Annotated in this window: 13 protein-coding genes; 4 read left to right on the top strand and 9 right to left on the bottom strand. The window is 36.3% G+C overall.

Going from position 1 to position 15765, the window contains the following annotated elements:
- Positions 1-9: 9 nt before the first annotated feature.
- Positions 10-1470, bottom strand: coding sequence for a sucrose-6-phosphate hydrolase (locus HC728_RS13210; RefSeq protein ID WP_190395619.1), 1461 nt, complete (start codon positions 1468-1470; stop codon positions 10-12).
- Between the two features lie 198 nt (positions 1471-1668).
- On the opposite strand from HC728_RS13210, the gene HC728_RS13205 reads away from it, so the two are divergent.
- Positions 1669-2685, top strand: a complete 1017-nt coding sequence (locus tag HC728_RS13205; protein WP_017019360.1) for a LacI family DNA-binding transcriptional regulator — start codon at positions 1669-1671, stop codon at positions 2683-2685.
- A 7-nt stretch (positions 2686-2692) separates the two neighbouring features.
- On the opposite strand, the gene HC728_RS13200 is transcribed toward HC728_RS13205, so the two are convergent.
- Both HC728_RS13200 and HC728_RS13195 read right to left on the bottom strand, forming a co-directional pair.
- The gene (locus HC728_RS13200; protein ID WP_017019359.1) at positions 2693-3166 is read right to left on the bottom strand and encodes a methylated-DNA--[protein]-cysteine S-methyltransferase; all 474 of its coding nucleotides are present in this window, start codon (positions 3164-3166) and stop codon (positions 2693-2695) included.
- A 23-nt stretch (positions 3167-3189) separates the two neighbouring features.
- Positions 3190-3501, bottom strand: a complete 312-nt coding sequence (locus tag HC728_RS13195) for a helix-turn-helix transcriptional regulator (RefSeq protein ID WP_017019358.1) — start codon at positions 3499-3501, stop codon at positions 3190-3192.
- A 108-nt stretch (positions 3502-3609) separates the two neighbouring features.
- On the opposite strand from HC728_RS13195, the gene HC728_RS13190 reads away from it, so the two are divergent.
- The 3 genes from HC728_RS13190 (at position 3610) to HC728_RS13180 (ending at position 6301) form a co-directional block, all read left to right on the top strand.
- Positions 3610-4530, top strand: coding sequence for a permease (locus HC728_RS13190; RefSeq protein WP_017019357.1), 921 nt, complete (start codon positions 3610-3612; stop codon positions 4528-4530).
- Positions 4531-4747: 217 nt separating this feature from the next.
- Entirely contained in the window at positions 4748-5272 is a 525-nt protein-coding gene (locus HC728_RS13185) for a DUF3087 domain-containing protein (protein ID WP_017019356.1), read from the top strand.
- 150 nt (positions 5273-5422) lie between these two features.
- A complete protein-coding gene (locus HC728_RS13180; RefSeq protein ID WP_017019355.1) occupies positions 5423-6301 on the top strand; it encodes an NAD(P)-dependent oxidoreductase in 879 nt (292 codons plus the stop codon).
- Between the two features lie 145 nt (positions 6302-6446).
- On the opposite strand, the gene HC728_RS13175 is transcribed toward HC728_RS13180, so the two are convergent.
- The 6 genes from HC728_RS13175 to HC728_RS13150 form a co-directional block, all read right to left on the bottom strand.
- Positions 6447-8072, bottom strand: a complete 1626-nt coding sequence (locus HC728_RS13175) for a methyl-accepting chemotaxis protein (protein ID WP_065598108.1) — start codon at positions 8070-8072, stop codon at positions 6447-6449.
- Positions 8073-8533: 461 nt separating this feature from the next.
- Positions 8534-10159 carry a methyl-accepting chemotaxis protein gene (locus tag HC728_RS13170; RefSeq protein ID WP_065598110.1) on the bottom strand — a complete coding sequence of 542 codons (1626 nt, stop codon included), beginning with the start codon at positions 10157-10159 and terminating at the stop codon, positions 8534-8536.
- Between the two features lie 319 nt (positions 10160-10478).
- Positions 10479-11729: a methyl-accepting chemotaxis protein gene (locus tag HC728_RS13165; protein WP_065598111.1), complete on the bottom strand. Its 1251-nt coding sequence runs from the start codon at positions 11727-11729 to the stop codon at positions 10479-10481.
- A 236-nt stretch (positions 11730-11965) separates the two neighbouring features.
- Positions 11966-12418: an NfeD family protein gene (locus HC728_RS13160; RefSeq protein ID WP_012535553.1), complete on the bottom strand. Its 453-nt coding sequence runs from the start codon at positions 12416-12418 to the stop codon at positions 11966-11968.
- A 9-nt stretch (positions 12419-12427) separates the two neighbouring features.
- A complete protein-coding gene (locus tag HC728_RS13155) occupies positions 12428-13351 on the bottom strand; it encodes an SPFH domain-containing protein (RefSeq protein WP_017019351.1) in 924 nt (307 codons plus the stop codon).
- 181 nt (positions 13352-13532) lie between these two features.
- Positions 13533-15707 carry a TonB-dependent receptor gene (locus tag HC728_RS13150; RefSeq protein ID WP_065621209.1) on the bottom strand — a complete coding sequence of 725 codons (2175 nt, stop codon included), beginning with the start codon at positions 15705-15707 and terminating at the stop codon, positions 13533-13535.
- Positions 15708-15765 lie beyond the last annotated feature (58 nt).

The following is a 15765-nucleotide window of genomic DNA, read 5'->3' as shown; positions in this document are numbered from 1 at the left end:
ATGTTATACCTAAATTCCATTCACATATTGTAGGGTTGCTTTTATTTCAGCAGGCTCATCAAAAGTTATTTTTAAGTATTGGTTTCCTTTTGATGGGAAAAACAGTGACGTAAATACATTACATCCTTGGTCTGAAAATATTTCGATAATACTTTGATCACAAAATAACGTCAGATTTTCACTTTTTTTAGTTAATGAACAAGAACGAATTGAACCAAATTCATACTCTTTTTCATTATGATCATAATTTGATCTATCTAGTATTAGTTGTTTACTTTCATTATCAACCGTAAATAAAAACTCATTATTAAAGTCATCAAAAATAATCACCGATATATTTTCAGCTTGGCTAAAATCAATATCTAATAAAAAGGACAATGACTCTAATTTAATTATTTTATCCGCCGTTATATTTTCATTTACTAATACCGAATTCAGTTTACATTCATTAATTGGTTCTAATTCTTGATAAAGTTTATTCTCTTTAATCGATAGTTTTCTTGGTGCCGTTAAACAGTTAATCCAACCGTATTGTTTTGATGGTAAATCATCGTCTGTTCCTGCCCATGCGATTAATGTTGGTTCATTTGGGTTGTTGCTCATTGTTTGCGGAGCATAAAAATCAAACCCACGATCAAGTTCATCCCAATGATCCACAATAAAGGTCAGTGCTCCCCAATCAATGTGACCAATGCAATACACGACGTTATAACGATTATGAAATCGCTCCTGCTTTGGTGAAATACCTTGTGGAGAAAAGATAAGTACGTCTTGCCCGTCTACTTCAAGTAAATCTGGGCATTCAAACATATAGGCTTCATTAAAATCCGCATCACTATCAATTGACAGTTCACCTTTTAATACCCAATTAACTAAGTTATCAGAGTAATAAACAATGATAGACCCTTTTAAATCAGCCTCTCTTTGAGCTCCAAGCAGCATGTAGTAAACGTCGCCGTCTTTAATGATTTTGGGATCTCTTACATGGCCCGTATACCCTTTAGGGAACGACTTTATAATTGGATTGTGCTCTGATTTTGTTACTTGATTCTCTTTATCTAAAATAGCGAAGCACTGATTTGCATCGCGCTCTTCGCCATTTTTCACATTACCCGTATAAAATAAATACGCAGAATTATCCTCAACAAAAGCCGCACCAGAATAAGCGCCATGTGATTCATACTTTTCTACTGGCGTTATTTTACTTCCGTGTTCATTCCAAGAATATAAATCGTTCGATGTTAAATACATCCAATGTTTCATGCCATGAAAAGTACCAAATGGATACCACTGGTAAAATAAATGATACTCACTATTAAAATAACAAAACCCATTTGGGTCATTTAATAATCCATGCGGTGGCGTAATATGTAATTGTGGTCGATATACTGTATTGCCACGAATAGTATTAAACTTTTCATTGTCTTGTTCCGTTGCAAGATTAATCGTTTTATATTTATCTAAATCCACGGTGATACCCAATCATTAACTTGTTGAGTTGATAATAGAGTCTCGCATTCACTTTAGAAACTATTCACAAGAACCAATAGATAAGTAACCTATCATTTATATATATTGACTAGAATTATGTGATGTAACACAAAAACTTGTTACACAAATAATCGTATGATGAACGCTACCACCAAGTTACCTTTTAAGAAATATAAAATGACCATTAGAGACATTGCAAAATATTCAGGCGTTTCTATCGCTACGGTATCAAGAGTGATCAATAACAATGACAAGGTATCTGATGCTACACGACACGCAGTAGAAGCCGCTATTGCTAAGTTCAATTACCAAAAACCGGAGCCTAAGAGAAAAAAAGCAACCAAGCTGTTTGGTGTAATTGTACGCAACATGAGCAATCCATTTTTCGCTAAACTCATTGATGTGCTAGAAGAGGAAGCATATAAACACGGGCGCAGTATTCTGCTGTTCAACAGTCGTAATAATTTAAAACTTGAACAGACATTTTTAGAAGAGTGTAAACATCATAATGTGGATGGCGTATTTCTTATTCCTCGCTCCTTAAAAGAGCAACATATTCGCCCTCTTCAAAGCCTGCCATTTCCAGTGATCTTATTAACGGTGACTTCACCACTTTGTTTAAGTATTGGAACGTATCATAAGCATGGTGGTAATTTAGTCGCAGAGTATTTTATTAAACAAGGCTATCGACGTATTGGCTTTATTGGCAGTACTAGCCAACAATCTGACCGTTTTATTGGTTTTCAAAATACCTTATTAAATAAAAGCAGAAAGCTTAACGGGGAATGTATTCTCACTCCATATACCGCAGAATCTTTGAAAGAGTTCATACAAGACCACATACTAAACTCAGATACACCATTAGAAGCACTTTTCTGCTCTGATGATATTTCAGCAAGTCATGTGTATAACCTGCTTAATAACACTAATCTAACTAAACAGGTCGAGATAGTTGGTTTTGATGACACCTTTATTGCACAATCACTCGGATTTTCTAGTGTTCACCAACCGATGCATCAAATAGCTCTTCGTGGCTTTGAATTAATGCTTGATGCCCTTAAAGGGGAACACATAGAGCAAAGTTGTATCAACAAACCATTAGAGTACTTATTAGAACCGACATTAGTATTGAGATCATCTCCCATGATGACGACACAAGATCGCCCTTATGAGATCCTCAAAGAAGCAAATTAACTTTATATTACGATTTCGCCTCTAACTCTAATAATGCTTGTTTAATATCAACACCACCAGCATATCCAGTGAGGCTACCATTTTTGCCAATCACTCGGTGGCAAGGAACAATAATAGAGATAGGGTTTTTGCCATTAGCACCACCCACGGCTTGAGATGCTTTTGGGTTACCTACCGCAATAGCAAGATCTTTGTAGCACCATGTTTCACCATAAGGGATTGTGGTTAGTGCTTTCCATACCTTATTTTGAAACTCCGTTCCTTTGGCTGCTAATGGAATAGAAAACTCACGACGGTCACCACTAAAATATTCTTGTAACTGAAGAACGGTAAGTTTCAGAATAGGATGATCATCTGCTCGCGTTCCAAAATCACTTAATTCCATTTTATGGCTTTCAAACCAAACACCAAGTAAGCCATCATCATTCGCGTTAGCAGTCACAAGACCTAATGGACTTTCAAATTGAGTATAAACATTCATTTAATTATTCCTTTTTGTATTAACTACTTATCCGCATTAGCTTCACTAGCTTCATCAAAACAGCATTCATCTTGCAAGAAATCAATCACCGACGTGAGTTTTTCATACTCAGCAACACAAAATAAAGTACGCCCTTCCCGACGCTGTGTAATTAAGCCTGCAGAGACTAATCCTGATACATGATGTGACAATGTAGAACCTGGAATATTCAATTTTTCTTGTAATCCACCCACTGCAATTCCTTGATAACCCGCACGTACAACCCCTTTATAAATAGCCAAACGTGTCGGATGTCCTAATTCTTTCAATGCTTTAGCAATAATTTCGATATCCATTATTTATTCCTCATTAAATTTATATTTCGATATTACTAGAAATATGTTGATCATGCTAATTGAAAAGTGTATATTTCGATTATTCCAGAAATATAGAGATTTAGAGTTATGTTCACAATTACACAAGACATGGTGATGGACACCCTTAATATGTTTGCATTTTTAGCCGCAGAGCTAACCGTGCTTTTCCTTTTAATTAGTTATCTAGTTGGCGTTTTGCAGGAGTATATTCCACCTTCAAAAATCCAAAGTATCTTGAGTGGAAAAAATGGCAGAGGGTATTTTGTTGCGGGTTTATTAGGTGCTATTACTCCATTCTGCTCATGCTCAACGATCCCTTTTTTAAAAGGGTTACTTAGAGCAAAAGCGGGGTTTGGTACCATGATGGTATTCTTATTTGCAAGTCCACTACTTAACCCTATTATTATTGGGTTATTCGCGGTTACCTTCGGTATTAAAGTGACCGTTTTCTACTTTGCGATTGCAATGGGTATATCGGTTATTGCTGGTTACTTATTAGAAAAACTCGGTTTTGAAAAATACGTAAAAGAAAGTGCTTACCTTGCACCCGAACCAAAATGCTGTGGTTCTACTTGTGGCGGAGAGAAAAAAGCACCTCAAAGCAAATGGATGAAAATTTGGAACAGCACGTGGAGTGATTTCAAAAAAGTATTACCTTACTTAATCGGCGGTATTGCTCTTGGTTCGATGATCTACGGTTTTATGCCAACAGAATTTGTCGCTAAAGTGGCAAGTGAAAATAACCCATTTGCTATTCCTGTAGCTGCAGTTATTGGTATTCCACTGTACATTCGAGCTGAAGCGGTTATTCCTCTCAGTGCGGCATTAGCAGCAAAAGGGATGAGCCTAGGAGCAGTTATGGCATTAATTATTGGCAGTGCTGGTGCAAGTTTAACTGAAGTAATTTTATTGAAATCTATCTTCAAAAACCAAATGATTATTGCCTTTCTAACTGTGATTTTAGGTATGGCAATGGGAGCCGGTTTCTTATACCAGTTTATCTTTTAAGATACTCTGGCATTAAAAGACATTACATCATAAAAATCAGCCATATCAGATCCTCTTGATATGGCTTTTTACTTTTTATTACAATTCAATAGAGCGTGTTGGCCCTTTCATAGCTAAATTTTTGATAACACTAACGGTTACTCTTTCTTAATTCCAATTCCACTTATTTCCGCGCTACACTTATCAATAAGCATAAGTCGAATTAGAGAGATCGGATATGAAAATTCAAAATATAGATAAAGATACTTACCGAAAGAAAACCAATCTTATAATGGTGTATTTTGTTGCTTTACTTGCAGCTCTTGCTATTTTATTTGGATCCATTCTGATTGCATTTTTTGGTTTTGAAGGTGTGACAGAATCAGGTTCTACAGGTAACTTTCACCTCAATGTTTTAGGCGTCATCTTAAGTCTCATCGCCACTTCTTTCATTATGAATAAAGTTAAAACTTACCCATACTTCGATGACATTATGTATGTTTGGAAACTAAAACAGCTCCATCATCGTATTTACCGAAAACTTGCAGCGATAAAGACAAAAGCAGAGCAAAATGACCATGATTCACTATTAATACTGGCCTTCTATTATACAACTCAAAAGCAAGTATTCATTTTGGATAACAATACACTTACGATTACTTCAGTTCAAAAAAACATTAATGAAATATATGAAAAAGCAGCTGAAATTAATTTTGGTATTGAACTAAACAGTTTCAATATCGACTTGTTGAATAAATATTAACCTCGATAAAAACATGGTTAATATTCAGATATTAAACTGTTACAAGATATGTTTTAATTCTCATGAGTCCTATAAACAAGCTATTAATCATATAAATACTTAGAAAGTAGATTAAACGACTATCACATTACAACATAAATAAGGAACGACATGGAAATCACTAATGTTAGCTTTATCGGTTTAGGCGTTATGGGCTACCCAATGGCTCGTCACCTTCAAAATGCAGGTTATTCTACAACGGTTTATAATCGTACCGAAGCGAAAGCAAAGCAGTGGGCAGAAGAATATAAAGGACAGTCCGCTTCGACGCCACGTGAAGCCTCTGAAGGCTCAGATATCGTATTCATTTGTGTTGGAAATGATGACGATGTCCGTAGCGTGATTTATGGCGACGATGGCATTCTTGCAGGATTAAAACCTGGTGCTATCTTAGTGGATAACACCACAACATCAGCGACACTAGCAATCGAATTAGCAAAAGCCTGTGAAGATCAAGGTAATCACTTTATTGATGCTCCTGTCTCTGGAGGACAAGCTGGTGCTGAAAATGGTGTATTAACCGTAATGTGCGGCGGTAATGAAGCGGCTTTCAATATCGCAAAACCAGTTATTCAAAGTTTTGCAAAAGCCATTACACTTCTTGGTGAAAACGGCCAAGGGCAACGCTGTAAAATGGCAAACCAGATCTGTATTGCTGGTGTATTAAAAGGATTAAGTGAAGCATTGATCCTTGCTGAAAAAGCTAACCTAGATATTGACCTTGTTGTTGAAACATTAAAACACGGTGCAGCAGGCTCGTGGCAAATGGAAAACCGTGCAAGTACCATGGCACAAGATAAATTTGATTTTGGTTTTGCAATCGACTGGATGAGAAAAGATCTTGGTATTTGTCTAGATGAAGCGAAAGCTAATGGTATTTCACTTCCCTTAACGGAAGAAGTAGATAAAGAGTATCAAAGCCTACAAGAACAAGGCTTAGGCAGAATGGATACATCAATCTTGATTAAAGCCATTAAAAATAAAATTTAAGTTTATACCAAACCATATAAGCATGAAGACATAAAAAAAGGAGATCATATGATCTCCTTTCTAGTTTCTAGTTTCTAGTTTCTAGTTTCTAGTTTCTAGTTTCTAGTTTCTAGTACACACTAACTCAATTCAATGAATCGTCAAATTACACTTTAAAGCGCGATAGAGACTGCTGAAGAGTTGAAGCCAATTGCGCTAACTCAACACTTGATTGAGCCGTTTGCTCTGCACCTAGTGCAACTTCGCTTGCCGATAGGCTCATGCTTTGAATGTTGCGACCAAGTTCTTCTGTTACTGAGTCTTGTTGGCTACATGCACTTGCAATTTGAATACTCGTGTCCGTTACTTTCATCATGGTTTCTTCAATCATTTGAATTGAGTTACCTGTTTGAACACTTTGCTCTACACAAACACGGATCTTAGAACAACTTTGATCTGTTGCTGATTTAGCATGCGCAGCACTTGCTTGTAACTTCTCAATGATTTCAACGATTTCACTTGTTGATGATTGAGTACGACCAGCAAGAGAGCGAACTTCATCAGCAACAACCGCAAAACCACGACCTTGCTCACCAGCACGTGCCGCTTCGATCGCTGCGTTCAATGCTAATAAGTTCGTTTGATCTGCGATACCACGAATAACTTCAACAACTACGCTGATGTTATTTGATTCGCGCTCTAATTCTTCAACCAACTCACCTGCTTGCTCAATATCACGAGAAACAATCTGAATTTGCTCAATGTTAGATTGAACGTCTTGGTTACCTTGCTTGGCTTCTTCTGACGCTTCTAAAGCAGACGTTGATGCAGTTTCAGTGTTGTTTGCCACTTCTGCAACCGTTGCTTTCATCTCTTCCATTGCAGCGGCGACCATTGTGATGTCTGATTGCTGTTGTTGCATACCACGTGAAGATTGCTCTGAAATCGCACTCATCTCTTCAACCGCTGCTGAAAGTTGAGTAACAGCAGAAATCGTATCTTCAATTAAAATACGTAATTGATGCTGCATTTCAATATTAGTATCAGCCAATGCACCTAACTCATCATTACCAATTTCACTACGACGAAGTTCAAACGTTAAATCACCCGCAGCAATCGCTTTAGACTGTTCAACCACTAAGTTTAATGGACGACAAATTTGACGAGCTAAGAAGAAAGTAATAAAGATCATAAATGCGATTAATGCACTGAACGATACTTTTGTTGCCAACGTTACACTATTAACGCTATTCATGATTGATTGGCGATTATTACTAACAAAACTAAGGTTTTTTTGAACTAACCCATCCATTGCTGCGCCAACTTCTTCAAATTGAGAGAAAGAATCCAACAATTCCTGTTGGGCTAACTTAAGATCTTTATTCGCAACTAAGCCGTTAAATTCTTTTAATTCAGTTAAATACTTATTCCAACCATTTGCAACACGATCAAAAACACGGCGCTCATCTTCACTCGCAACCGTTGCTTCATAAGCATCAAGATCAGATTTAATTTGAGCTTCTTGTTTAGATAATGTTGATAATAAATTAGGTAAGTCTTTTTCTTGATAAGTTAATGCAGCATATTGGTTACGACGATACGCATTCATTTCATAATATACGTCTTCAACTGACAACACACTTGGAACTGTAGAATCAGTAAAATTAATAACTTCTGACTCTACTTTGTTTAATTCTTGTAATAGGAAAAAAGCGAACGCAATCATCACCAAACCAATGGCAGAAAAGACAACTGCAATTTTCTTTTGCACTGCTAAATTTTTGTAACTCATGATATTTTACAACCTTATAAATTATTCTTCTCACTCGTTCCATGAGCATTGCTATTTGAGTCAACGAATTAACTCATCTGCGAACGTTATCGGCAGGTGAACGAGAAAATAAAATAAAATATGTAAAAAGTCACATGGTTTTATAATTGCAATAAAAGTTAAAACAATGAAACACTTATTTAATCTTACAACAAGCAAACCATTGCATTTCTTTAATAGTAAAAAAGGTAAGCAGGGTGTTATTGATAAGAGTAATAATTTGCCTAATTTCAATGAAAAAATGTGAAATAATTTTCACTCCGGCTCAAAGGTCAAAATTATACCGCCAACAAAAAAGACGCCAATATTTTTTTTGGAAAAAATTTTTTTATTCATTCCTTCTATTATTATTGATTTCCTATGGACTCATAAAAAAAGTGATGACATTTGCCATCACTTTGCTCTTTAAACTCAATCAAAAATTAAACTTTAAAGTACGATAAAGAAGTTTGTAATTTATTTGCTAACTGCGCTAACTCAACACTTGATTGAGCCGTTTGCTCTGCGCCTAGTGCAACTTCACTTGCCGATAGGCTCATGCTTTGAATGTTGCGACCCAGTTCTTCTGTTACTGAGTCTTGTTGGCTACATGCACTTGCAATTTGAATGCTCGTGTCCGTTACTTTCATCATGGTTTCTTCAATCATTTGAATTGAGTTACCTGTTTGAACACTTTGCTCTACACAAACACGGATCTTAGAACAACTTTGATCTGTCGCTGATTTAGCATGTGCAGCACTTGCTTGTAACTTTTCAATGATTTCAACGATTTCACTTGTTGATGATTGAGTACGACCAGCAAGAGAGCGAACTTCATCGGCAACAACCGCAAAACCACGACCTTGTTCACCAGCACGTGCCGCTTCAATCGCTGCGTTCAATGCTAATAGGTTTGTTTGATCTGCAATGCCACGAATAACTTCAACAACTACGCTGATGTTATTTGATTCGCGCTCTAATTCTTCAACCAACTCACCTGCTTGCTCAATATCACGAGAAACAATCTGAATTTGCTCAATGTTAGATTGAACGTCTTGGTTACCTTGCTTGGCTTCTTCTGACGCTTCTAAAGCAGACGTCGATGCTGTTTCTGTATTATTTGCTACATCAGCAACCGTTGCCTTCATCTCTTCCATTGCAGCGGCAACCATTGTGATGTCTGATTGTTGCTGCTGCATACCACGTGAAGATTGCTCTGAAATCGCACTCATTTCTTCAACTGCAGTTGAAAGCTGTGTCACTGCCGAAATCGTATCTTCAATTAAAATACGTAATTGGTTTTGCATCTCAATATTAGTATCAGCCAATGCACCTAATTCATCATTACCAATTTCTTCACGATTAAGTTTAAACGTTAAATCACCCGATGCTATGGCTTTAGATTGCTCAACAACTAAGTTCAATGGGCGACAAATTTGGCGAGCTAAAAAGAAAGTAACAAAGATCATAAATGCTATTAATGCACTGAATGAGACTTTTGTTGCCATCGTTACACTATCAACACTACGCATAATTGAGGTACGGTTGTTCGCAACAAAACCTAAATTAGTTTCAACCAAAGCATCCATCGCATCACCTAATTCAAGAAACTGTGTAATAGATTTAGAAAGCTCTAATTGTGCTTGCTCAATATCTCTATTTTGAATCAACACTGGGAAGTTTTTTAAAAGATCTTCATACTTTCTCCAATGTGTTAAAACGCGATCAAAGACACGACGTTCATTATCACTACTTACCGTACTTTCATATTTTGCTAACTCAGCATTTATCATACTTTCCTGAGATGCCAATGTCGCAATCAAGTTTGGTAAATCTTCTTGCTTAAGTGTTAACCCGGCATATTGATTACGTCGATGCGTATTCATATCAAAATACAAATTCTCAACAGAAATAACACTAGGGACCGTTGAATCAGCAAAGTTAATAACCCTCTCTTCAACTTTATTTAATTCCTGCAATAAAAAAGTAGCAAATGCTACAATTACTAATGCAATAACTAAAAATACAGCGGCAATTTTATTGCGAACCGCTAAATTCTTATAACTCATAATTCACGACCTTTGGATTAATTTATATTTTTATTGTCATTATTTTTATTAGGTATCTGACAAGGGCGCGGAAGGTATACGAAATGATCATAAAAGTACATCAAATTATAAATATGATAAATATCAATAATTACAGCAAATTAGGGGTGGATATTAATCCAGTTAAGGCATTGAGGCAGGCTTGTAAAAAATGTGAACAATTTATCATATCGAATATAATAAATTATCCACTTTAGATAATATAATTGTGAAATTACTTTTTTAAAGCTCAAAAGTCAAAATAATAACGTCAAATAAAATTATATCCATTATTATATAGTTACACTTTAAAATAAGACAAAAATGTTTGTAGTGTATTTGCTAATTGAGATAATTTTATTCTCGATTGCTCTATGTTTTTATACGTCATATTTTCTTGCAATGATTCTATAAACGTCACTGCTTTTTTCGTTGATAGTTGAGTATGACTAGCAAGAGCATGGGCTTCAGTAACCATCACCTCAAAACGAGCATTTTGTTTATCCAAAACAGCTGCTTCACTCGCAATATTCGTCGTAAATGTATGCGTTTCTTCAGCAATATTGTTCATGATTTCAATGATGCTATTTAATTTAATTGACTCTTTTTTAGGTTCATCAATAGCTGTTTTTATATCGTCAATTGCAGCGGCAACAACCGTAATATCTGACATTGCAGTCGTATTATCGAACGATTTTTCCGAACTATCATTCATTTCTTTCACTTCGACTGAAAGTTGAGTTACCGCTGAAATTGTATTTTCAATTAAAGTTCGCAGTTGATGCTGCATTTCGATATTTGTATCTGCTAATGCACCTAATTCGTCATTACCAATTTCTTCACGACGAAGTTCAAAAGTTAAATCTCCCGCAGCGATCGCTTTAGATTGTTCAACAACCAAATGTAATGGACGGCAAATTTGACGAGCTAAAAAGAAGGTTACAAAAATCATAAATGCAATTAATGCACTAAATGATACTTTTGTTGCGGTGGTTACATTATCAACACTATGCATGATGGCTGTGCGATTATTCGCAACAAATCCTATATTAATTTGTATTAACCCATCTAATGCTGCCCCTACATTTTCAAATAAAATGAATGTATTCACTAACTCTTTCTGTGCTTGTTTGATTTCTTGGTTACTAACTAAGCTATTAAAACCTTTAAGTTGAGTCGTATAGGTTTGCCAACTATTTTTAACGTGATTAAAGATACGGCGTTCATGCTCAGTAATTACCGTCGCTTCATACGCAGCAAGTTCAGCTTTTATGTCATTTTCTTGCTTCGACAGAATAGTTAAAAAGCCTAATGCATCTTTCGTTTCATAATTTAATGCAGCATATTGATTTCGACGATATGCATTCATTTCGAAATATAATTCTTCTGCAGACAACACACTCGGTACTGTGGAGTCAGTAAAGTTAATTACTTCTGCTTCTACTTTATTTAATTCTTGTAAAAGAAATAGAGCAAAAGCCACCATTACCAAACCAATAACAGAAAAAACAGTAGCAATTTTCTTTTGCACCGTTAGGTTTTTATAATCCATAATTTTTGTCCATTGAATTAACTTATAATTATTTTTATCGCCATAGCTATATTCTTTGGCTAGGATGCAAAAAATAAAATAAAAAGGCACAAAAGTACATTAATTTATGAATATATGAATGCAAGATAATTATATTTGAAACAAAGAAATATCTTTCACAAAGAATATGTGAAAAAAGTGAATAATTCATTGCGGTTAAACACAACAAATTATCCACTTTAAATGAAAATGTTAAATTATTTTTTTACTGGTTCAATTGTCAAAATAATACCATCAACAGAAACTACTCGAACTAGTGTTCCTTTTTCTATATCAACGGCACTTTTAGCTGACCATGTGGTATCACCTAATACAATTCGACAAGAACCTGCATGAACATCTTCTTCCAAACGAGATGTTTGACCAATCAGTTGCTTATCTTTTTGATTAAGCGCTCTTTTTGCATCAGAACTCATGTCTTTTTTATGCTGATAGCGCCACCATAACCAAGTCGTAAAGAGTGAAAAAACAGCAAAACTGATCCACTGCATTTGCCAACTAAGTGGTATCACGGCATATAACGCTCCAACAGCCACCGCTGATAGCCCTATCCACAAAAAATAGCCCGCTGTTCCTAATAATTCACCAGCAAGTAGTAACAACCCTAAAGTCAACCAGTGCCAATGATTCATCTGTTCAAAAAACTCCATGGTGAACTCCTATTTTTGGACCTCTTTATCTGCTTTGAACATCTCAGCAATGCCAGCAACAGAGCCCATTAAACCTGTTGCCTCTAATGGTAGCATAATAATTTTGCCATTCTCTGCTTGGCCAATCGATTTAATTGCCTCAGTATAACCTTGAGCGATAAAGTAATTAACGGCTTGAACATCACCTTGAGCAATCGCTTCTGATACCATTCGGGTTGCGTTAGCCTCTGCTTCAGCCGCACGTTCACGAGCTTCTGCTTGCAAGATTGCAGCTTGCTTATCACCCTCAGCTTTAAGAATTTCAGCTTGCTTATGACCTTCTGCTTTTAGGATCTCAGCTTGACGCACCCCTTCCGCTTCTAGTACATCTGCTCGTTTATTACGTTCAGCTTTCATTTGAGCATTCATTGCAGCAGTTAGATCTGCAGGTGGTTGCACGTCTTTAATCTCAATACGAGTGACCTTTACACCCCATGGATTGGTTGCTGCATCGACAATCGCTAATAGTTTTACGTTAATCATATCTCGCTGGCTTAGCATTTCATCTAGTTCCATCGAGCCTAAAACGGTACGCATGTTCGTTAATGTAAGATTACGAATAGCATGTTGAAGGTCACTGACTTCATAAGCGGCTTTTGCTGCATCAACAACTTGAACGAAACAAACCGCATCAATCGTTACATTAGCATTATCTTTAGAAATGACCTCTTGTGCAGGAATATCAAGAACCTGTTCCATCATATTAATTTTCTGACCAATACCATCAACAAACGGGATAATAATATTTAGACCAGGTTGCAATGTTTGCGTATATCGACCAAAGCGTTCTACGGTCCAATTATACCCTTGAGGAACCATTTTAACCCCTAGAGCAATAAGAATTAAGACCAAGAAAACCAAAACGCCGATGGTAATTAATGTGTCATATGTCATTCGCTGTCATCCTTTTCTAATTTATAAATAGCTAAACTTTCTACACCTTATAAATAAAATGCTTATATTTCAATCATACCGAATTATTACCATCAATACATGGACACACTCGGCAGTTATTAATAAAAATAAGGCTACCTCATAAAGATAGCCTTATTGATTTTATTTACAAAAGAATCAGTTAGTAAGTTACTTGGTAGTTAAGAGTGTAGGTGCGGCCACGACCTTTATAATCATATGCAGCTGCATCATAGTGGCTAGAATATAAGATCTGAGCTCGTTGTCCCCAAGCCGTTGTATAATCTTTATTAAACAAGTTTTGAATACCAAAACCTAAACTTCCGACTGGCAATTCATAACTACCCACTAAGTCAAACACGGTATAACCGGATAATTCATTATCACTTGAATCTTTATAATCGAACATGGTTTGGCTTTGAACTTTTAACGCCAAATCAGATTCATACCAACCAACCCAGGAGTTTGCTTTAGATGTACTTGCCTCACCAGCACTTAAATCGTCCCATTTCCCATCCGTTTGTAATTCTGAAATAACATAATGACCAGAAGCCCCTACTTGAAGATTATCCATCACCCAATACGATACTAATGCTTCAGCACCGTAAACACGTTTTTCATTATCTACATCTTCAATTAACAACGTTTTCTTATTGTATTTAACTGAGTTATCCGATTGAGAAAAATACGCCGCAGTTTGAAAACTCAAAGCACTTTGGTCAGTTCTAAAACCAACTTCATAGCTGTTTGTTTTTATCCCTGACATTTTAGAACCAGCAACATTAATACTATTTTGAAGCGTATAATGACCATTTGCATCAACTGCAGAATACGAACCTTGCCCATAATATTTAGCAGGATCGGCCAAATCAAAACCTTGTGAGAAATTCGCCCATATTTGTGACTCTGAGGTCAATTTATATATCGTACCAAGGTTAAACAAACCAACGGTATAATCTGTCTCACCACCTGGTACAACATCAGCTGAAACACCATTTCCCGCAGCAATTTTCTTTTGAATCTTATAATCGACAAAATCATCGATCTTATTATTCATATATTGATAGCGATAACCGCCCTCAATAGACCAATCATCAGTGATATTAATATCGGCTTGAATAAAGCCAGCAACAGAGCCAACTTCTACCCCGGGATAACGCCCAACTTTTGCATACGTTTGATTAACCAAATTTCCAGAGTTATTGGCAATGGTTGGATCAAATAAAGCCTGATTACTATCAAACTTATCCATGTACGCATCAACACCATAAACCAAATTCACTTTTCCAAATGATTTCGCAAGTGCTGTTTTTAAAGAGATAACATCCGTCGTTTGCTGAGAGGCACTTTGATAATATGGCGTATAAGTTTGATCTTCTTTACGATAAGACGCCTCTACAACTAACTGGTGACCTAACACTTCTGAATCACTATAAGCAGCACTTAACATAATACGTTCAGTACCATGTTGGCGATCCGACTCAAACCCTTTTCTTACATCAATAAACTTATAATTTTTAATGTAAAGACCGTAAGGGGAGTCTTGTTGGCTATCATAATATTGAGCTAAAAAATTGATGTTCTTCGTATCAGAGATAGCGACATCTACCGTACTTTGTAAATCAATTGTCTCATTATATTGCAATGACCCTTGAGATATATCAGGCGTAACAATATCACCATTAGCATCATAATATCCCTGAGTTTCAGTATATACGGCAGATACTCTCGCTTTTACTTTCTCTGTACCTCCAGAAATTGATTGTGCGAGTTTATAATCGAAATCATCTCCGCTATTAAAGCCCGAACTACCACTCACATAACTTTCAAATTGCAATTCATCACTGTCTGCTTTTTTTGTAATGATGTTAATTACACCGCCAGTAGCACCCGCACCATAAATCGAAGTTGCGCCAGAGAGTACTTCAATTCGCTCAATATTAAATGGGTCAATCGCATCAAGCTGACGACTGATTGGGCGAGAAGATTGCAACGAAACACCATCAATCATCACAAGCATTGCACGGCCACGTAAATTTTGACCGTAATTGGTTCTTGCACCACTACTTACATCTAAGGATGGAATCGTCGTTGCCAAAATCTCACCCAGTGTTTTACCACCACGGTATTCTTGTTCAATTTGCTCCGAATCAACAAACCATACTGTTCCTGGAATTTCACTGATAGCTTTAGGTGTCCGGCTTGAAACAACCACCATGGTTTCTTCAGTTGTCGATGTATATTCCTCTGCCTGAACTGACATAGCAGCACTCGTCGTTGCAACAGCGACTGCCATTGCAACTAAAGTTAACGGATAATTCCCTTTTTTAACGTTCATCTACTTTCTCTTTTTATATTATTATCACAACAAATGAATACGAATGATAAAAATCCGT

Origin of the sequence: Aliivibrio sp. S10_S31 (assembly GCF_014694495.1) — a bacterium.
Taxonomy (GTDB): Bacteria; Pseudomonadota; Gammaproteobacteria; order Enterobacterales; family Vibrionaceae; genus Aliivibrio; species Aliivibrio fischeri.
The sequence above is the reverse complement of the archived record's forward strand: the minus strand, read 5'-3'. Positions and strand labels throughout refer to the sequence as shown.